This window comes from Streptomyces sp. NPDC058662, from assembly GCF_042716255.1.
Taxonomy (GTDB): domain Bacteria; phylum Actinomycetota; class Actinomycetes; order Streptomycetales; family Streptomycetaceae; genus Streptomyces.
In genome coordinates this window covers 38,999-57,544 of record NZ_JBHXRU010000019.1, presented here as the reverse complement: position 1 = coordinate 57,544, position 18,546 = coordinate 38,999, and the positions used below count along the sequence as shown (strand labels likewise).

Genomic DNA, 18,546 nt, shown 5'->3' with positions numbered 1-18,546 from the left:
CCTCTCGCGCCGATCGCACTACGGGACAACGATCGGACCGGGTGGCGCCACCGCGTCTCGGGTGGGCCGGCCGACCGTGTCCGCCGGTGGACCATCCGCGCGGATGCCGCCGACGACCTGCGCGCCACGCATGTGGCGACCGCGTGGTCTCGAAGGAGTGTGAACGATGACAACCCTGTCGGAACGGATATCCCAGTCCGCATTCGACGGCTCCAGACTTCGGGTCGTGCTGCTGCTGGACCTGTACGACGGCGCACAGAACCGGTTCCTGGAGGTGTACGAGGACCTGCGCACGCAGGTGGCCTCGGTCCCCGGGCACATCAGCGACGAGTTGTGCCAGTCCATCGAGAACCCCTCGCAGTGGCTCATCACCAGCGAGTGGGAGAGCGCGCCGCCGTTCCTGGCCTGGCTCAACAGCGAGGAGCACCTGGGCGCCGTCCAGCCGTTGCACGGCTGCGTACGGGACACCCGCTCGCTGCGGTTCAGCGTCATGCGGGAGACGGGCAAGGGGCCCGTGACACCTCCGGGGCCGGCGGACGGCGACGTCCCGCGCGCCGTCCGGGATCCGCGCGCCGCCCCCGCCTTCCCCGCCGCGCCCGGCCCGGCCGGGGCGGTGGAACACCCCGGCCGGGCCGCCCCCCGGCGGGGTGACGGGGTCGTCCGCCACGCCCTCACCTTCACCGTGAAACCGGGCAGCGAGTCCGTCGTCGCGGAGCTGCTGGCCGGGTACGCCTCCCCGCCGGCCCGGGTCGACGCCCGGACCCGGCTGCGCCGCACCTCCCTGTTCATGCACGGCAACCGGGTGGTCCGGGTCGTGGAGGTGGAGGGCGACCTCCTCGTGGCACTGCGCCATGTGGCCCGCCGGCCCGAGGTGATGGCCCTGGAGGAGGCCATCAACCCGTACCTGGAGCAGGACCGGGACCTCGGCGATCCGGGGTCGGCCCGGATGTTCTTCACCCGTGCGGCCCTCCCGGCGGTGCACCACGTGGCGTCCGGCGGTCACGGGTCCGAGGGCCTGCGCCGGCACGCGCTCCTCTACCCGGCCAAGGACGGGTGCGGTCTGGCGCTGGCCAGGCTGCTCGCCCGGCAGGACGAGGCGGCGGTCGACGACCCGGCCGGCCCGATCCGGGCCAGTACCGTCTTCCAGCGCGACGACCTCGTCGTGCGGCTGCTGGACATGCGGGCCCCGCTCGACGCCCGGCCGGCCCTGACCCTGGGGGTCGAGGGCGGACACAAGGCGGCCGTGCTGGCCCGGCTGCTCGACAGCGCCAAGGACGGCGTCCCCACCACCGACGAGGAGCTCGCCCGTGTGGTGGAGCGCTCCGCGATGCGCCTGATCACCGACCGGCATCCGCCCGCGGAGGCCTGACCGGGGCGTGCGGCGTCGCGGGGGCCACGCGCCGACGCCTCCGAGACCGGCTGTGCGCCGGGCTCGGAGCGTCGTGGCGTGCGGGGGCCGGATTCAGCGGGGCAGGGACCCGGGCACGGTGCACTCGAAGGCGTGCAGGTACGCGTTGACGGGGCGGACCTCGCCGACCCGCAGGCCGGCGTCCGCCAGGCGGGTCACCAGGCTCTCCCTGGTGTGCTTGGCGCCGCCCACGTTGAGCAGCAGGAGCAGGTCCATCGCCGTGGTGAACTTCATCGACGGGGTGTCGTCGACGAGGTTCTCGATGACGACGAGCCGGGCGCCGGGCCGGGCCGCGGCGACGACGTTCCGCAGGGTCCTGCGGGTGCTGTCGTCGTCCCATTCCAGGATGTTCTTGATGATGTACAGATCAGCCTGGACGGGGATGGACTCGCGGCAGTCGCCGGGCACGATGGCGGCCCTCGGTGCGAGCGCGCCGCCCTCCAGCAGCCGGGCGTCCGCATTGGCCACCACCCCGGGCAGGTCCAGCAGGGTGCCGCGCACGGCGGGGTGCTTCTCCAGGAGGCTCGCGAGGACATGGCCCTGGCCGCCGCCGATGTCCGCGACCGAGGCCACGCCGGTGAGGTCGAGGAGCTCGGCCACGTCCAGCGCCGACTGCACGCTCGACGTGGTCATGGCCCGGTTGAAGACGTGGGCCGACTCGTGCGCGTCCTCGTGCAGGTAGTCGAAGAACCCCTTGCCGTACACGTCCTCGAACACGCTTCCGCCGGAGCGCACGGCGTCGTCCAGCCTCGGCCAGGCCTGCCAGGTCCAGGGCTCGGTGCACCACAGGGCGATGTAGCGCAGGCTGTTCGGGTCGTCCTCGCGCAGCATCCGCGACATGTCGGTGTGGACGAACGAGCCGTCCTCGGTCTCCGCGAAGATCCCGTAGCAGGACAGGGCGCGCAGCAGCCGGTGCAGCGACCTCGGGTCGCAGCGCACGGCCTCGGCGAGCTCCGTCGCGGTGGCGGGGGACTCCCCCAGCGCGTCGGCCACCGCGAGGCGGGCCGCCGCGCGGACGGCCGCGGCGCAGGCCGCGCCGAAGACGAGCTCGCGCAGCCGCATCGCGGGTGGGGGCGCGACGGTCGCGGTGCGCACGTGCACGGCGGGGGCCTGGGCGGCGGTGGGGGTGGGACTTACCGTGGTCATGCGGCCTCGATTCTCCTGATGGCGGGAAGCACGGTCAGCACATCCCTGCGGGTTCGGACGTCCGGCACCGGTTGCCGACGAACCGGTTGCCCGTCCCGGTCCCCTTGTTCGCCAGGTCCGCCGGCAGGTTGCCGGTCACGTCGTTGCCCGTGATCACGTTGTCGGTGTTCTGGGCGCCCACGAAGCTCTTGAAGAGCAGGATTCCGCCGGACAGCGGGGAGGAGCCCACGTTGTCCCGGACGGTGTTCGCGCGGACGACCGTCTCCTCGGCGCCGGTGAGGACGATGCCGACGCCCTGGATGTCCGGGAGGCGGCTGTTCCCCTTGCAGAACTTGTTGTTCTTGACGATCCGGTTGCCCCGGACGGTCATGTCCCCGGCGCCCGGCTCGCCCTCGTCGCCGACGACGAAGATCCCGCCGCAGTTGCCGGTGAGGGAGTTGCCGCTCACCGCGAGGTTGCGGACCCGCCGGATCGTGGCACCGATCCGGTTGCCGGTGAGGGTGTTGTCGCGGACCACGGCGCCGAGGGTGTCGATGGCGCCGCCCTCCCGGTCGACGGTGTTCGCGATGAAGATGCCGGACTCGGCGTTGTCGCGGGCGGTGTTGCTCCGGAACACGCCCCGGGTGGAGCGCTCCTGGGCGATGCCCCAGGTGCCGTTGTTCTCGGAGGTCACCTGCTCGACGGTCATCCGGTCCGTGCGCGAGGCCCAGATCCCGTTGCGTTTGAAGCCGGAGACGGTCAGCGACCGGATACTGACCCGGTCGACGGTCTGCTCCGGCGTGCCCATGACACAGATTCCGGAGTCCGCCTGCGAGCAGGGGGTGGCGGCCGCGCGCGCGGGGGGCGGGGTGGCGGGAGGCTTGATCACTGTCAGCTTGCCCGACCCCCGCAGGGTCAGCCTCTTCGTGATCAGCACGTTCTCTCGGTAGGTGCCGGGCAGCACGATGATGCTGTCCCCCGGCTTCGCGGCGTCCACCGCTTCCTGGATCGATTCGCCGGGATGCACCGTGTGTCCGGCCGCGGCGGCGGTGGGCGCCGTCGCGCCGAGTCCCGCGGCCATGACGACGGAGATGCATGTGAGGCGCTTGAGCTGTCGGTTCGTCACGATGCCGAAGTTATGGGCGATCACCGCCGCCCGCCACACCGGGTGAGCGGATGGATACATCCCGTCACCAAACGGCGGCATTTTGAGGTCCGGACGGGTGGCGGGTCCGCGGTGACTGCGCATCAGTTCGGCCGCGCACCGGCGGGCCGGGGCGCCGGCGGGTCCGGATCCCGGGAACGGGGTCCGGGGCGCCGCACCCGGGGCGCCGCACCCGCGGCGACGCCGGGGGCCTGTCCGGGCCGCCGCTCCCGGGGCCGCCCGGCCGAGGTACCGTTTTCACCCGGGCCGCTCACCAGCCCGGCCCGGGCCGCCGGGCCCCGTACCGCTCCGCCCGCCCCGTGTTCCACCGCGGGCGCCCCACACGACAGGTTCCGCGCGCCGTGCCCTCCCCCGCCCCGTCCCCCCTCGCCCGGCTGCGCGCGAAGCGCCCCGAGTGGCTCTCCGATCCGAAGGTCTGGCGCACCGAGGTGCTCGCCGGCCTGGTGGTCGCCCTCGCGCTGATCCCCGAGGCCATCTCGTTCTCGATCATCGCCGGGGTCGATCCGGCGGTAGGGCTGTTCGCCTCCTTCACCATGGCCGTCGTGATCTCGGTCGTCGGCGGCCGCCGGGCGATGATCTCCGCCGCCACCGGCGCGGTCGCGCTCGTCATCGCGCCGCTCAACCGCGAGCACGGCTTCGGGTACCTGGTCGCCGCGGTGATCCTGGCCGGGGTCCTGCAGATCGTGCTCGGCGCGCTGGGCGTGGCCCGGCTGCTGCGGTTCGTGCCGCGCCCGGTGATGGCCGGCTTCGTGAACTCGCTGGCCATCCTGGTCTTCATGTCCCAGATGTCGGAGCTGCGGGACGTGCCCTGGCCCGTGTACCCGCTGTTCGCCGCGGGGGTGGCGCTGCTGGTCCTCTTCCCGAGGATCACGACGGCGGTGCCCGCCCCGCTCGTCTCCGTCGCCGCCCTCACCGCCCTCACGGTGGCGGCGGGGATCGCCGTACCGACCGTGGGCGACAAGGGCGCGCTGCCCTCCGCGCTGCCGGTGCCCGGGCTGCCGGACGTCCCGTTCACCGGGGACACGCTGGCGACCGTCGCCCCGTACGCGCTCGCGATGGCCCTGGTCGGCCTGATGGAGTCGCTGATGACGGCCCGGCTGGTCGACGAGATCACCGACACGCCGTCCTCCAAGACCCGCGAGTCGGTCGGGCAGGGCGTCGCCAACATCGTCACCGGGTTCTTCGGCGGCATGGGCGGTTGCGCGATGATCGGCCAGACGATGATCAACGTCAAGGTCTCCGGGGCCCGGACCCGGCTGTCGACGTTCCTGTCGGGCGTCTTCCTCATGGTGCTGTGCGTCGCCTTCGGACCGGTGGTCTCCGACATCCCGATGGCGGCGCTGGTCGCCGTGATGGTGGTGGTCTGCTTCGCCCAGTTCGACTGGCAGTCCGTCGCCCCGCGCACACTGCGCCGGCTGCCGGTCGGCGAGACCGTCGTCATGGTGGTGACCGTGGTCTGCGTGGTCCTGACGCACAACCTCGCCGTCGGCGTGGTCGCGGGGTCGGTCACGGCGATGGTCGTCTTCGCCCGGCACGTCGCCCGCCACGCGCACGTCACCTCCGTCACGGACCCCGACGGGACCACGGTGGTCTACTCGGTCACCGGCGAGCTGTTCTTCGCCTCCGCCAACGAACTGGCCCAGTCGTTCGACTACGCGAACGACCCGGCGCGGGTGGTCGTCGACCTGACGGCCGCGCACATCTGGGACGCCTCCTCCGTGGCGGCCCTGGACGCCGTCGCCGCGAAGTACGCGCAACGCGGCGCGAGCGTCGAGATCATCGGGCTGAACGAACCCAGTGCCCGTCTCCACGAGAGCCTCAGCGGCGGTGCGGCCGCGCGCTGACGCCGCCGCGCCCCCGGCCCGCCGCCGGGCCCACCGCCGGGCCCACCGCCGGGTCCACCGCCGGGTCCACCGCCCCGCGCCCCCCGGCGTGTTGCCTCCCGTACCGGGACCGCCCAGCTCGCAAGGGGTTTCCCGCCGCGCCGCCGCGGTGGGCAACGGTCAACCCGTCGACCCCGGTGCCGGTCCGGGACAGGCTTGAACCGTTCGCACCAGGCAAGACCACAAGGGGACATCATGCGCAACATGATCCGCGGCGCCGCCGCGCTCGCCACCGCCGCCGTCGCCGTGATCGCGCTCAGCGGCACGGCGACCTCGGCCCCGGCCGACGCGTGGGCCGGCTGTCCGGACGGGGCGGTCTGCATCTATCCCGAGAACCAGAACCCGGCCGTCAAGCCCACGCACATCTACCACGCCTACGGGGCGCACAATCTGAGCAACCAGGTCGGACGCCACTGGGTGCTCAACAACCAGACCGGCGGGGCCTCCGCGAACCTGTGCACCGGCTACAACGGCGCGGGCTGCGGGGACCGGATCGCCGCCCACACCGGGGTGTACGCGGACCTCGGCCCCATCAACTCCATCCGCCTGAACCGGCCCTGACACCTGTTACCGGGCCCCGGTCCGGGACCGCCTCCGGGCGGTCCCGGGCCTTCCCGCGCGCCCCCCGCACCGGCGCTGGACGCGATCGGCCGTCCGACCCCCGCTGTAGCCTGGACCGAGCCGTCTCGCGGCCTGGGCCCGCTCTGCCATGGGGGATGTTGTGGGCGATCCGGACCGCCGGGACGACAGCGATCACCACCACGCACCGACCGACGACGCCGCGGTGTCCTTTCCCGCGCAGCTGCGTCGGCTGCGCGGGCAGCGCGGCCTCTCGCTGGCCGACCTGGCCCGCCGGACGCACTACAGCAAGGGCTACCTGAGCAAGATCGAGACCGGCTCCAAACGCGCCACCGCCGACGTCGCCCGCCGGTGCGACGAGGTACTGCGGGCGGAGGGCCGACTGCTGCGCCTGGTAGGGGACCCGGAGCGGGCTCCAACTCTTCCGAGGCCGTCCGGCGCCGCTCCCGGCGCGGGCCAGCCGCCCGCCGACGACGCGTGCCCCTACCCGGGCCTGCCGGCCTTCACCGCCGAGGACGCGGGACGGTTCTTCGGCCGGGAACGCGCGACGGCCGAGCTGGTCGAGCGGGTCTTCGAACGGATCGGGAACGGCCCGCTGATGCTCGTCGCCCCGTCGGGCGCCGGCAAGTCCTCCCTGCTCGACGCCGGCCTCGTACCGGCCCTGCGGCGCCCGGGCGGCTTCCCCATGCCGGGGGCCGACACCTGGCCGGTGGTGCGGTTCGCCCCCGGTGCCCGGCCGCTGGAGGAGCTGCTGGAGCGCACCGCGAAGGTGCTGGGCGGCGATCTCGGCCTCGGTGCGCGGGAGGTACGGGACCGGCCCGAGGCACTGCTCGACGCGGTACGGCGGACGGCGCCGGGCCGCGGGCCCGACGCCGGTGGGCCTCCGTCCCCGCCGGTCCGGCTCGTCCTGCTCGTCGACCAGTTCGAGGAGCTGTTCACGCTCTGCGCCGACGAGGAGGAGCGGCGCGCCTTCGTACGGGTGCTCCTCGCGGTGGCGGCCGCGCGGCCGGCGGACAGCGGCGCCGACGCCGCCGTGGTGGTGCTCGGCGTACGGGCGGACTTCACCGGCGACTGCCTGGACCTGCCGGAGCTGGCACCGGTGTTCACCGGCGGACTGTTCGTCCTGCCCCCCATGTCCGCGGACGAACTGCGGGAGTCGATCACGCGGCCGGCGGAGCTCGCGGGGCTCACGCTCGAACCGGGTCTGGTCTCCCTGCTCCTGCGCGACGCGGGGCACACCCCGTCCGGGGCGCTGCCCCTGGTGTCGCACGCCCTGCGGGCCACCTGGGAGCGCCGCGAGGGCGCCACGCTGACCGTCGCCGGGTACGAGCACACCGGCGGCATCCAGGGCGCCGTCGCGCGGACGGCCGAGACGGTCTTCGCCGGCCTGTACCCGGCCGAACAGAAGACGATCCGGCGCGTGCTGGTGCGGCTGGTCCACGTGGCCGACGGCGCGGGCGCCACCCGGCGGCGCGTCAGCCGCACCGCCCTGCTGGGCCGTGCGGACGCCGGGGACGGGGCGGCCGCCGCACTCGACGCCTTCGTGCGGGCCCGGCTGATCACCGTGGGCAGCGACACCGTGGAGATCACGCACGAGGCCCTGCTGCACGCCTGGCCCCGGCTGGACGGCTGGATCCACGCGGACCGGGCCGGGCTCCTGATCCTCCAGCAGCTCGCGCACGCCGCCGCCGAATGGGAGCGCGAGGGGCACGACCCCTCGGCCCTCTACCGCGGCACCCGGCTGGAGACCGCCCGGGCCTGGGCCGACGAACTCGACGGCCGGAGCCGGCTCGGACCGCAGGAGGCCTCCTTCCTCCGGGGGAGCCAGGACGCCGAGGCCGCCCGGCAGCGGCAGGGCCGGCGCCAGGTCCGGCTGCGGCAGCGCATGCTGGCCACGCTCGTCGTGCTGCTCGTCCTCGCGGTGGGCGCCGGCGGCCTGGCGTACCAGCAGCGCTCGGGGGCACTGGTCCAGGAGCGGGTCGCGCGGTCGCGGGCCCTGGCCCTCCAGTCCGCCGCGCTGGCCGCCGGGCAGCCGGAGGGCTCGCTGCTCCTGGCCGCGCAGGCGTACCGGACCTCGGCGACGGCGGAGGCCCGGGGCGCGCTGCTGAGCACGCAGTCCCAGCCGTTCGTCGCCCGGCTCGTCGGACACGGCGGGCCCGTCAACGCGGTGGCCTTCGCGCCCGACAACAGCACGCTGGCGACCGCCGGCTCCGACGGCACCGTGGTCCTGCGGCGGACGGCGGACCGCCGCACCACGGCGACCCTCACCCTGCCCGGCCGGGTACGGGCGGTGGCCTTCAGCCCCGACGGCCGGCTCCTGGCGGCCACGTCCACGGCCGGGCCAGCCCGGCTCTGGGACACCGCCGGCCGCCGGTGGGCGGCGGTCCTCCCCGACAGCACCGTCGGCGCCCGGGCCGTCGCTTTCGCCCCCGACGGGCGGACACTCGCCGTGGCGGCCCCCGACGGCTCCGTCCAGCTGTGGGGGGCGGCCGGGGAGCACCGGGGCGCGGCCACGCTGCGCGGGCACGCGGGACAGGTCCACGCGCTGGCGTACGCTCCGGACGGGCGGACCCTGGTCTCGGCCGGCGCGGACCGGACCGTGCGGCTGTGGGACCCGGAGCGGGCGGCCCCCCTCGGGGTCCTCACCGGGCACACCGACGAGGTGCTGGGCGCGGCATTCGCCCCGGACGGCCTGACCGTCGCCACCGGGGGGATCGACCGTACGGTGCGGCTGTGGGACGTGGCCGGCCGCCGCACGACGGCGACCTTCTCCGGGCACAGCGACGACGTCAACGCCGTCGCCTACACCCCGGACGGGACGACGGTGATCAGCGCGGGCGGCGACGGTACGACCCGGCTGTGGGACGTGCGCGGCGGCCGGCCGACGGCGACACTGGCCGGGCACACCGACTACGTGCTCGGGGTCGCCGTGGACCCGCGGGGGGCGCTGCTGGCCACGGCGGGGTTCGACCAGTCGGTGGTGCTGTGGGACCTGCGCGGCGCGGCGCTCACCCCGCGCCCGTTCAGCGAGATCTGGCACGCCGCGTACAGCCCGGACGGGAGGCTGCTGGCCACGGCCGGGGCCGACCACACGGTACGGGTGTGGGACCTGGCCGGCCACCGGGTCCTGAGGACGTTCACCGGGCACACCGAGACCGTCTTCTCGGTGGCCTTCTCCCCCGACGGCCGCACCCTGGCCTCCGCCGGCTCCGACGGCACGCTGCGCCTGTGGGACACGGCCGCGCGCGCACCCGCGGCCGTACTCGCGGGGCACAGCGGGACGGTGTTCTCGGTGGCCTACTCCCCCGACGGCCGCACCCTGGCCTCCGCCGGCTCCGACGGCACGGTCCGACTCTGGGACGTGCCGGCGCGCCGTCCGCTGGGCAGCCTCCCGGGCCACACGGACTTCGCCAACGACGTGGAGTTCAGCCCCGACGGGCGGACCGTGGCGAGCGCGGGCGACGATCTGACGGTCCGGCTGTGGGATGTGGCGACCCGCCGGTCGCTGGCCGTGCTCTCGGGCCACACCGGGGCGGTCCGGGGGGTGGCGTTCAGCCCGGACGGCCGCACCCTCGCGAGCAGCGGCAACGACGGCACCGTACGCCTGTGGGACGCGCTCCGGCACCGGTTCGAGGCGGCGCTGACCGGACACACCGGATCGGCGCGCGGCATCGCCTTCTCCCCCGACGGCCGCACCTTGGCGAGCAGCGGCAACGACCGCACGGTGCGGTTGTGGGACGTGGGCGGACGGGAGCCGAGGGCCGCACTGGCCGGTCATACGAACGCGGTCTGGGGCGTGGTCTTCTCCCCCGACGGGCGGACGGTGGCCAGCAGCAGCACGGACGGCACCGTACGGCTGTGGGACCTGGACGTCGGGGCGCGGCTGCGGGAGGTCTGCCGGCTGGCGGAGGGCGCCGGCCCGAGGGAGCGCCCGCCGTTCCCGCCCGGCCTACCGGTGTCCGTGGACCGCGCCTGCCCCCGCCGCTGACGGGACGTCGGTGAACGGCCCGGTCGGCGGGGGTTTCCCCGGGGGTTTCCCGTTGCCCGTCGCGACGGGGTGCCGCCCGGGGCTCGCCGGAGGGGGTCCGCGGACCGCACGCTGCTCACACCCGGCACCACCGCGACACGAATCGAGGTCCACGCATGCTTCACCGATCCGGATTCACAGGCACTGTCGGCACCGTCTTCGGGTTACTGGCCCTGCTGCTGTGGGGCGCGCAGGGCGCCACCGGCGCACCTGTGACCCGCACGGCCGCCGCCCCCGCCTCCCCGCACGCCGCCGCGGACGACACCTGCGCCGTACGGGCGCCCGGCGCCTCCCCGACGGCCGAGCGGGCCGTCGCCGCCGCGTGCGCCCAGGTCGCGGCGGACGTCTGGTACACCTGGGGCGGCGGCCACGGCCCCCAACCCGGCCCCACGTACGGCATGGTCGACCCGAGCGACCCGGCCAGCGAACACGATCCGCAGCGGCTGGGCTTCGACTGCTCGGGGCTGGTCCGCCACGCCTACGCCGAGGCCACCGGGTCCGACATCCTCAACGGCGTGGCCGACGCCCAGTACTACACGCACCGCGCCGCGGGCCGCTTCACGGCCGCGCAGGGCCTGGATCCGCTGGTCCCCGGCGACCTGCTGGTCTGGGGTACCCCGCAGCACATCCACCACATCGCCCTCTACCTGGGCGCCGGCAGGATGGCCGAGGCCAGGCAGTCGGGCACGAAGCTGATGGTCAGTGACGTGCGTCTGGGTAACGGGTACTACGGCGCGGTCCGCATCGATCCCGGTCCGGTGGCCGGCCCGGTCTTCCGCACCTGGGGCGCGGGCGTCTGGACCAAGGCGCGGCCGTCCACGGCGGCCGCGCGCGTGTACGCCTTCCCGGGGCCCACGACGATCCGCGTCGAGTGCCAGAAGCACGCGGAGACGGTCACCGCCGAGGGCTGGACGAATGATGCCTGGTCCTACCTGCCGGACTACGGCGCCTGGGTCACCAACATCTACATCCAGGGCCCCGCCTGGCTGGACGACGTGCCCACCTGCACGACCTGAGTCGTGCGGGCCTTCGGAGCGGTCCGGGTCAGTCCGCGTCGCGGACCGCGACGATCCCGTTGAAGACCCCGATGTACGCGGTGCCGTCCGGGCCCAGGGTGATCGGCGCCCAGTTGTTGTCGTACAGCGGCCCCGTGCCGGTCAGGCGGCGCCAGCGGCGCTCGCCGGTGCGGAAGTCGACGGCGGTGAGGTACCAGGCGTCGATGCCCCAGGGGTTGGGGTCCTTCTCGTAGAAGTAGAGCAGGCCGTTCGCGGTGGAGAGCTTGGGGACGACCGAGGGGGCGCGGACGTCGCTCTGCCACACCCGGTCGCAGCCGCTGCCGTCGGCGCGGACGTCGATACGGGCCGCGCCGCCGACGACGGACCTGCCGAACAGCACGGTGGTGGGGTCCTCGTAGCCGTAGTTGTTCTCCACGACGATGCTGTTGCCCCAGGTGATCAGGGAGTTGTCGGTGGTCGAGGCGCCGGCGCCGAAGACCGGCACGGCGCAGACCAGCCGCCGGCCGGCCTCGACGTCCGTGCCCCGCCGGTAGACCAGGACATTCATCCGGTCGTCGGCGTTGTCGGTGATGGCGACGTAGCCGTCGCCGAAGAGGTCCGGTGTGGTGCCCGAACCCTGGTTCACCGAGCCGGGCTTGGCGGCCGTGCCCCGGTCGTACGTCTCGCGCCACTGCACCTCGGGGGTGCCGTCGGCGGCGGCGCGGAAGCTGTAGAGGGCGTGGTCGGTGACGATCGAGACGCCGTCCCGCGCGACGGAGAAGGAGTTCTGGATCTCCTCGCCGGGAAGCCGGACGGAGCGGATCAGCGAGGTGGCCGGATCCACGGTGCCCACGCGGCCGTGGCGGGTGACCCACCAGATGCGGCCGTCCCAGTCGGGCATCACCGAGGTGACGGGGTCGCAGGTGCCGCTCGGCCGCACGTCGGTCCAGGTGGCGCAGTCGTGCGGGACGTGGCCGGTGAGGTCCCAGTCGTCCTCGACCTCGAACCGTGGGCCGCCGTCCGCGTGCCGGGTGTGGGACAGGCGCAGGATGTGCCGGCGGGAGTCGGCGAGGACGGCGCGGTCCTGGTGGTCCAGGTAGAAGTAGGCGCCGCCCGAGGTGTCCTTGAGGATCTTCGAGAAGTCGAGGGACGTGACCGCCTCGACGGTCGAGGAGCGCTGCGGGAGCTGGTACTCGGCGAGCGTGGCGAGGGTGCGGGGCTCCAGCAGCTTGACCTTGAAACCGGAGAAGGTCCCGCACACGGTGACGAGACGGCCCGCCGAGTCGAAGGTGGCGGTAGCGCACTCGCCGCCCAGGGCCGCGATCCTCGCACTGGTGACCTGCGGGTTCCTGCCGAGCGGGCCCGACCAGGGCGAGGTGGCGCTGCCGGCCGCGTCGGAGTGCATACCGCTGCGGCCGTTGGGGGCGAGGAAGGGGTGCTGCGGGGGCGCTTCACCGGGCAGCGGGGCGGGGGCGGCCGGGCTGCCGTCGTAGTGGCTGACCAGGCGGTGGCCCGGGGCCTTCGGTATCTCCTCGGCGCGGGTCGGGGCGGTGGTGGACAGCACCGTGAAGGCCACGACGACGGGTAGCACGGCGCAGTTCAGCGCGCGGGAAAGCATGCGGGCTTCCTCCCTCTCCTCGGTTCGCACGGGACCGCCCGGGACGTCGTGCCGCGGCTTGACGCTAGGTCGCGGTGCCCGAGGAGTCCATGGAGGGGACGGCTGCTTCACGAACGCGCAACAGTCGCCCGGGATGCGGCGGTTCAGGGCCGCAGGCCGGAGACCACGTTCGCGGTGGCCGAGAGGCCGTCGTGGATGGTCGCGGCCATGCTGCTGCTCGCGAGGTAGAAGCCGAGCAGCACGCAGACGACGGCGTGCGAGAACTTGAGACCGCCGCCGCGCACGAAGACGCACACGAGGACGAGCAGCAGGACGACCGCGGAGAGGGTGATCACCATCGAAACCTCCTTCAATCGGCGCCATGGTGGCGCAGGAGGGGGTGCCTTCGGGCGAAAGACGTGTCCGCCGTACGGGTGTTGACCGTCCGTGACGAGCCGTCAGTCCTTGACGATCTCGCTCCAGCGCGTCGTCCGGTCGCACCAGCGCTCCAGCAGGACCCGGTCGTGACCGACCGCGAGGAGCCCGGCGCCGCTGTCGGCCCGGTACTCCTCGACCACCGCCACCAGGGCGGCCGTGGTGGACGCGTCCAGCATGGCGGTCATCTCGTCGCAGACCAGCCAGCGCGGGCGCAGCACCAGGGCCCGTGCCAGGCAGGCGCGTTGCAGTTGCCCGTCGCTGACCTCGTGGGGGCGCCGACCGAGCAGATCCGCCCCGAGTCCGACACGTTCCGTCAACTCCGCGACCGCTGAGTCCACTTCCGTACGGCGGCCCGTGGCGCGCAGGGGCTCGGCCACGAGGTCGCGCAGCCGCAGCCGGGGATCGGCGGCGAGGCGGGGCTGCTGGAAGACGACGCCGACGGCGATCCGCTGCGCGCGCGGGGCGCGGTGGCGCCAGCCGGTCACGGCGCGGCCGTCGAGGAGCACGGTCCCGCGGTCCGGGCGGTGCAGCAGGGCCGCGACCCGGGCCAGGGTGGACTTCCCGCATCCGCTCGGTCCGAGCAGGCCGAGGGACTCGCCCGGGCGCAGTGCGAGGTGCGCCCCGCGGACGACGGGGGCGCGCCGGTCGTAGCCCGCGGTGATGTCCTTGAGCTCAAGCATGGTGACAGGCCACCCCTTCGGTCAGCTCGGGCCGCTCCGTACGGCAGGTCCGGTCGGCGCGGGCGCAGCGGGCGGCGAAGGCGCAGCCGGCCGGGAGCGCGCCGAGTGCGGGCGGTGCGCCGGGGACGGGGACGAAGGCGCGTTCGGGCAGGGCGTCGAGCAGGCCCCGGGCGTAGGGGTGGCGCGGTCCGGGGCGGCCGAAGAAGACGGCGGCGGGCGCCAGTTCGACGATCCGCCCCGCATACATCACGGCGACGGTGTCGGCGATCCGTTCGGCCGCCGCGAGGTCGTGCGTGATCATCAGCAGGGCCCGTCCGGCGTCGCGGGTGTGGGCGCGCAACTCGTCCACGGTGCGGTGTACGAGGTCCCGGTCCAGCCCGGTGGTGGGTTCGTCGGCCAGGAGCAGCGGCGCGTCTCCCACGAGGGCGAGGGCGGTGGCGGCGCGCTGGGCGAGGCCTCCCGAGAGTTCGTGCGGATAGCGGTCGAGGTGGCCGGCCGGGTACGCGGCCCGGGCGGCGGCGGCCTCCGCCGCCGCCCGCAGCTCCGTCCCGCGGGTGCCCGCCAGTTCCCGTACGGTCTCCTCCAGCTGGGCCCGTACGGTGCGGACGGGGGTGAGGTGCGCGGCCGGGCTCTGCGGCACCAGGCCGACGCGGCGGCCCCGTACCGTGCGGGCGAGGGTCCGCTCGTCGGCGGCCATCAGGTCCAGGCCGTCGGACAGTCGGGCCGCCCCGGCGGTCTCGGCGTTGCCCGGGAGCAGGCCGAGCAGCGCGGAGGCCAGGACGGACTTGCCGCAGCCGCTCTCGCCGACCAGGGCGAGGCACTCGCCGGCGGCGAGGCGGAAGGTGGCGTCGGTGACGGCCTCGACGTACTGGCCGGCCCGCATCCGGAAGCGCACGGACAGGGCCTCGACCGTCAGGACGGGCCCGACGGGGGCGTACGGGCCGGCGGCGGCGGCTGCCGGGTGGCGGTTCACAGGGTCAGCTCCGAACGGCGGCGGGGGTTCAGGCGGTCCCGCCAGGCGCCCGCCAGGCCGGCGACGGCCAGCGTCGGGACGATGAGCAGCAGGCCGGGGAAGAGAGTGGGCCACCAGTCCCCGGCCAGCAGGGAGCCCCGGCCGGTCTGCACGAGAGCGCCCAGGCTGGCCTGGTGGGCCGGCAGGCCCAGGCCGAGGAAGGACAGGGCGGACTCGTGCCACATGGCGTGCGGCACCATCAGCACCGCGGCCAGGCCCGCCTGCGGGAGGACGCCCGGCACCAGGTGCCGTACCGCCACCCGCAGCCGCGAGGCGCCGCCCGAGATCGCCGCGTCCACGTAGGGGCGGCCGCGCAGGGACAGCACCTCCGCCCGGACGATCCGGGCCGTCGAGAGCCAGTGCGTGACGGCGACGGAGACGATCACCGGCCAGACACCGGGGCGGAACATCGCCACGACGAAGATGCCGAGCAGCAGGTGCGGGACAGAGGAGAGGGCGTCCACGGCGCGCATCACCACGCGGTCGGTCCACCCGCCCAGCGCCCCCGCCGCCGCGCCCACCGCTGTGCCGATGACGGTGGCGACCACCGCCGCCACCAGGCCGACCAGCAGCGAGACCCGCAGTCCGTACACGCAGCGCAGCAGCAGGTCGCGCCCCACGTCGTCCGTCCCGAAGGGGTGGGACCACGAGGGCGGCAGGAGCTTCGCCGACAGGTCGACCGCCTGCTGGTCCAGCTGGGCCAGCGGCGGCACGATCAGCACGGCCGCCGCGACCACCGCGAGGACCGCCGCCGAGGCGCGCACGCGCAGGGTCCGCGCCGAACGAGCCGACCGCGCCGAACCCGCCGCCCGTGCGGACCGCGCCGACGCCGCCGAACGGCCCGGCCGGCTCGAACGCCCGGCGCCGCCCGCGGACTTCCACGCCCGCTCCACCGGGGTCTCGGCCTCAGCCATCGAAGCCCACCCTCGGGTCGGCCAGTCCGTACAGCAGGTCGGACAGCAGGTTCCCGGCGAGCACCGCCGCCGTGGCCAGCACCGTGAGGGCCGCCAGCAGCGGGAAGTCCACGGAGGTGGCCGCCTGGACGGTGGCCGCGGCTATGCCCGGCCAGCTGAAGACGGTCTCCACCAGCAGTGCCCCGGTGATCAGCTCCGGGACCCGGGAGCCGATCAGGGTGAGCATCGGCAGCATGCCGGAGCGCAGGCCGTGCCCGAGCAGGACCCGGCGCTCGGCCAGTCCCCGCGCGCGGGCGCCCCGTACGGGGTCCTCGTCCAGCGCGTCGGCGACGCCCTGGCGGACGTACAGGAAGAACCACGGGAGTTGGGAGACGCCGAGGACGAGTGCGGGCAGGACGAGGTGGGAGGCCACCTGCCCGAAGGTGACCGCGTCGCTGCCGGCGTCGGTCAGCCCGCCCGAGGGCAGTACTCCCAGCCGTACCGAGAAGAACCAGATGGCGAGCAGCCCCAGCCAGAAGGCCGGCGCCGCCTCCAGGGTGTAGGCGAGGGAGGAGACGGCCCGGTCGAGGGGGCCGCCCGGCCGGCGGGCGGCCAGTACGCCGAGGCCCGTGCCCGCCGCCACCGCGAGGGCGAAGGCGCAGGCCGCGAGCAGCGCGGACCAGCCCACCCGCTCCCCGATCACGTCGGCCACCGGCTGGCGCATGACGGCGGAGGTGCCCAGGTCGCCGGTGAGGGCCGAGGTGAGCCAGTCCCACCAGCGCGCGAGGAGCGGCTGGTCCGCGCCGAGGTTGGCGCGCAGCTGGTCGAGGCTGTCCTGGGAGGCGGTGAGCCCCGCCGTGCCGGCGTAGGCCTTGACCGGGTCGAAGGGGGACAGCGCCGCGACGGCGAAGACGCCGAGGGTGACGACGAGCAGGACCGGGGCGGCGGACAGGAGCCGCCGCCCGGTCATGCGCGCCATGCTCCCCCAGGGGAGACGGGCGGAGGGGGTGGTCACGGGGCCGGGCTCACTTCTGCTTCGGCTTCCAGGTCTCGATGTTCCACCACGGGCCGGTACCGAGGCCGTGGTCGTGCGGCTCGACCTGCGTGGCGGGCCCGTCCCACGTGTCATTCACGACGTACAGGTGGTCGATGTGCGTGAGGAAGACGTAGCCGGGGTTCTTGACGAGCTCGCGCTGCACGGTGTCGTACGCGGCCCTGCGCGCGGCCGGGTCGCCGCTGCGGCGGCCGTCGAGGAGGGCGGCGTCGACGGTCGGGTTGGCGTAGCGGGCCATGTTGTTGAAGCCGTCGCCGCCGAGCGAGGAGGTCAGCAGCTGGTACTGGTCGAAGTCCGGGTCGGCGGGGGAACCGCCGCCGGCGAGGACGGCGTCGGTCTTCATCCGGGGCTCGATGACCTCCCAGGTCCCGGCCTCGGTCCTGACCTCGATGCCGACCTTCTTCGCGTCGGAGGCGAAGGCCAGCGCGTGGTCCTGGCGGATCTTGTCGCCGGAGGTGTACCAGAGCGGGAAGGTGGCGCGGACCCCGTCCTTGGCGCGGACGCCGTCGCCGCCCGTCTTCCAGCCGGCGGCGTCGAGGATCTGCGCGGCCCGGGCGGGGTCGAACGTGCGTTCCGTGCCGGCGGTGAACCACGGGCTGCCGGTCGGGACGGGCCCGAAGGCGGGCTTGCCCGCGCCCTCCAGGAGCTTGTCGACCATGGCGCCGCGGTCCACGGCGATGTCGAGGGCCTGGCGGACGGCGACGTCACCGGTGACGGGGTGCGCCGTGGGCAGGGTGACGTTGCGGTAGTCGAAGGTCTTGGCGGCGTACGTCCTGCGCGTCGCGTCCTTCGCGAAGCCCCGGGCGAGATTCGGCGGGAGGACCGCCGCGTCCAGTTCACCGGAGCGCAGCCGGGTGGCGCGCACGTCGTCGTCCTTGACGACCGCCATGGTGAACTTCTTCACCGCGGGCTCGCCGCCCCAGTAGCCGGGATTGGCCTTGAAGCTGAGCTTCTCGCCCTTGGACCAGCCGGTGAGCAGGTACGGGCCGGTGCCGACGGGGCGGGTGGTGAAGTCGCCGCTGTTGACGTCCTGGCGGCCCGCGATGTGCTCGGGGGCGATCGGCAGGACGGTCCGCTCGGCGAAGGGCGCGTAGGGGTACTTCAGGGTGAAGACCACCCCGTCCTCGCCGAGTGCCTCGACGCCCGCGACGGCGTCGAGCTCGGACTTGGAGGCGTTGTTCGTCCTCGCGTCGAGGATCGTCCGGTAGGTGAAGACGACGTCCTGGGCGGAGAAGGGCACTCCGTCACTGAACTTGACGCCCGGCCGCAGCTTGAAGGTGTAGGTGAGGCCGTCGGCGGAGACCTGCGGGAGGGACTCGGCGAGCGCGGGCTTGAGCTTCATGTCCGCGTCGTGCGTGAGCAGTCCGTCGAAGATCTTGGAGTTGCCGTCCTTGCCGTAGCCCAGGAGCGGGCTGAGGCTCTCGGGCTCGGTCGCGATGCCGACCACGGCGGAGTCCGCGCCCGAGGCGCCCCCCGAGGCGCCCCCGGCGGGGTTCGAGCAGGCCGCCACGCCCGTGATGAGTGCGGCGGCCAGCGTCGCCGCGGCCGCTCCCCGTGCTGTCCGGGCCGTCATGCAGTGCACATCCCTGTTCGCGATCATCTGTTATTGCAAAGAGCTCGCAATAATGCCAGACAGGATCACAAGAAGACGAACCGGCCCCGGGGCGAGGCCCGCCGGCGCAGGGGTCTT

Annotated in this window: 14 protein-coding genes; 5 read left to right on the top strand and 9 right to left on the bottom strand. The window is 74.3% G+C overall.

Going from position 1 to position 18,546, the window contains the following annotated elements:
- Positions 1-166: 166 nt before the first annotated feature.
- A complete protein-coding gene (locus tag ACFWUQ_RS10275; RefSeq protein ID WP_384535522.1) occupies positions 167-1,369 on the top strand; it encodes a SchA/CurD-like domain-containing protein in 1,203 nt (400 codons plus the stop codon).
- A 93-nt stretch (positions 1,370-1,462) separates the two neighbouring features.
- On the opposite strand, the gene ACFWUQ_RS10270 is transcribed toward ACFWUQ_RS10275, so the two are convergent.
- Together ACFWUQ_RS10270 and ACFWUQ_RS10265 are read right to left on the bottom strand one after the other, a co-directional pair.
- A complete protein-coding gene (locus ACFWUQ_RS10270) occupies positions 1,463-2,554 on the bottom strand; it encodes a methyltransferase (RefSeq protein WP_384535519.1) in 1,092 nt (363 codons plus the stop codon).
- A gap of 34 nt (positions 2,555-2,588) precedes the next feature.
- Complete coding sequence (locus ACFWUQ_RS10265) at positions 2,589-3,614, bottom strand: nitrous oxide reductase family maturation protein NosD (RefSeq protein WP_384535575.1); 1,026 nt, start codon at positions 3,612-3,614, stop codon at positions 2,589-2,591.
- A 425-nt stretch (positions 3,615-4,039) separates the two neighbouring features.
- On the opposite strand from ACFWUQ_RS10265, the gene ACFWUQ_RS10260 reads away from it, so the two are divergent.
- The 4 genes from ACFWUQ_RS10260 (at position 4,040) to ACFWUQ_RS10245 (ending at position 11,203) form a co-directional block, all read left to right on the top strand.
- Positions 4,040-5,542, top strand: coding sequence for a SulP family inorganic anion transporter (locus ACFWUQ_RS10260; protein WP_384535516.1), 1,503 nt, complete (start codon positions 4,040-4,042; stop codon positions 5,540-5,542).
- Positions 5,543-5,776: 234 nt separating this feature from the next.
- Positions 5,777-6,142, top strand: coding sequence for a hypothetical protein (locus ACFWUQ_RS10255; protein WP_384535513.1), 366 nt, complete (start codon positions 5,777-5,779; stop codon positions 6,140-6,142).
- 160 nt (positions 6,143-6,302) lie between these two features.
- Positions 6,303-10,148: a helix-turn-helix domain-containing protein gene (locus ACFWUQ_RS10250; protein WP_384535510.1), complete on the top strand. Its 3,846-nt coding sequence runs from the start codon at positions 6,303-6,305 to the stop codon at positions 10,146-10,148.
- Positions 10,149-10,303: 155 nt separating this feature from the next.
- The gene (locus ACFWUQ_RS10245; protein ID WP_384535507.1) at positions 10,304-11,203 is read left to right on the top strand and encodes a C40 family peptidase; all 900 of its coding nucleotides are present in this window, start codon (positions 10,304-10,306) and stop codon (positions 11,201-11,203) included.
- Positions 11,204-11,231: 28 nt separating this feature from the next.
- Here the strand turns inward: ACFWUQ_RS10245 and ACFWUQ_RS10240 are convergent, their stop codons facing one another.
- The 7 genes from ACFWUQ_RS10240 to ACFWUQ_RS10210 all read right to left on the bottom strand — a co-directional run bounded on the left by ACFWUQ_RS10240 (position 11,232) and on the right by ACFWUQ_RS10210 (position 18,429).
- On the bottom strand, positions 11,232-12,800 hold the full coding sequence (locus ACFWUQ_RS10240) for a hypothetical protein (RefSeq protein WP_384535504.1): 1,569 nt from the start codon (positions 12,798-12,800) through the stop codon (positions 11,232-11,234).
- 143 nt (positions 12,801-12,943) lie between these two features.
- A complete protein-coding gene (locus tag ACFWUQ_RS10235) occupies positions 12,944-13,138 on the bottom strand; it encodes a hypothetical protein (RefSeq protein WP_384535501.1) in 195 nt (64 codons plus the stop codon).
- 99 nt (positions 13,139-13,237) lie between these two features.
- Positions 13,238-13,897: an ABC transporter ATP-binding protein gene (locus ACFWUQ_RS10230; protein ID WP_384535499.1), complete on the bottom strand. Its 660-nt coding sequence runs from the start codon at positions 13,895-13,897 to the stop codon at positions 13,238-13,240.
- The gene (locus ACFWUQ_RS10225; RefSeq protein ID WP_384535572.1) at positions 13,890-14,780 is read right to left on the bottom strand and encodes an oligopeptide/dipeptide ABC transporter ATP-binding protein; all 891 of its coding nucleotides are present in this window, start codon (positions 14,778-14,780) and stop codon (positions 13,890-13,892) included. Before ACFWUQ_RS10225 ends, ACFWUQ_RS10230 begins: the two co-directional genes overlap by 8 nt.
- An 86-nt stretch (positions 14,781-14,866) precedes the next feature.
- Entirely contained in the window at positions 14,867-15,823 is a 957-nt protein-coding gene (locus ACFWUQ_RS10220; RefSeq protein WP_384535496.1) for an ABC transporter permease, read from the bottom strand.
- Complete coding sequence (locus ACFWUQ_RS10215) at positions 15,816-16,781, bottom strand: ABC transporter permease (protein WP_384535493.1); 966 nt, start codon at positions 16,779-16,781, stop codon at positions 15,816-15,818. Before ACFWUQ_RS10215 ends, ACFWUQ_RS10220 begins: the two co-directional genes overlap by 8 nt.
- Before the next feature lie 46 nt (positions 16,782-16,827).
- Positions 16,828-18,429 carry an ABC transporter substrate-binding protein gene (locus tag ACFWUQ_RS10210; protein ID WP_384535490.1) on the bottom strand — a complete coding sequence of 534 codons (1,602 nt, stop codon included), beginning with the start codon at positions 18,427-18,429 and terminating at the stop codon, positions 16,828-16,830.
- Positions 18,430-18,546: the final 117 nt, after the last annotated feature.

Bases quoted from the DNA above. Each gene is read 5' to 3' on its own strand.
- ACFWUQ_RS10275 (WP_384535522.1), top strand. From the start codon at position 167: ATGACAACCCTGTCGGAACGGATATCCCAGTCCGCATTCGACGGCTCC.
- ACFWUQ_RS10270 (WP_384535519.1), bottom strand. From the start codon at position 2,554: ATGACCACGGTAAGTCCCACCCCCACCGCCGCCCAGGCCCCCGCCGTG.
- ACFWUQ_RS10265 (WP_384535575.1), bottom strand. From the start codon at position 3,614: ATGGCCGCGGGACTCGGCGCGACGGCGCCCACCGCCGCCGCGGCCGGA.
- ACFWUQ_RS10255 (WP_384535513.1), top strand. From the start codon at position 5,777: ATGCGCAACATGATCCGCGGCGCCGCCGCGCTCGCCACCGCCGCCGTC.
- ACFWUQ_RS10245 (WP_384535507.1), top strand. From the start codon at position 10,304: ATGCTTCACCGATCCGGATTCACAGGCACTGTCGGCACCGTCTTCGGG.
- ACFWUQ_RS10240 (WP_384535504.1), bottom strand. From the start codon at position 12,800: ATGCTTTCCCGCGCGCTGAACTGCGCCGTGCTACCCGTCGTCGTGGCC.
- ACFWUQ_RS10235 (WP_384535501.1), bottom strand. From the start codon at position 13,138: ATGGTGATCACCCTCTCCGCGGTCGTCCTGCTGCTCGTCCTCGTGTGC.
- ACFWUQ_RS10230 (WP_384535499.1), bottom strand. From the start codon at position 13,897: ATGCTTGAGCTCAAGGACATCACCGCGGGCTACGACCGGCGCGCCCCC.
- ACFWUQ_RS10225 (WP_384535572.1), bottom strand. From the start codon at position 14,780: ATGCGGGCCGGCCAGTACGTCGAGGCCGTCACCGACGCCACCTTCCGC.
- ACFWUQ_RS10220 (WP_384535496.1), bottom strand. From the start codon at position 15,823: ATGGCTGAGGCCGAGACCCCGGTGGAGCGGGCGTGGAAGTCCGCGGGC.
- ACFWUQ_RS10215 (WP_384535493.1), bottom strand. From the start codon at position 16,781: ATGGCGCGCATGACCGGGCGGCGGCTCCTGTCCGCCGCCCCGGTCCTG.
- ACFWUQ_RS10210 (WP_384535490.1), bottom strand. From the start codon at position 18,429: ATGACGGCCCGGACAGCACGGGGAGCGGCCGCGGCGACGCTGGCCGCC.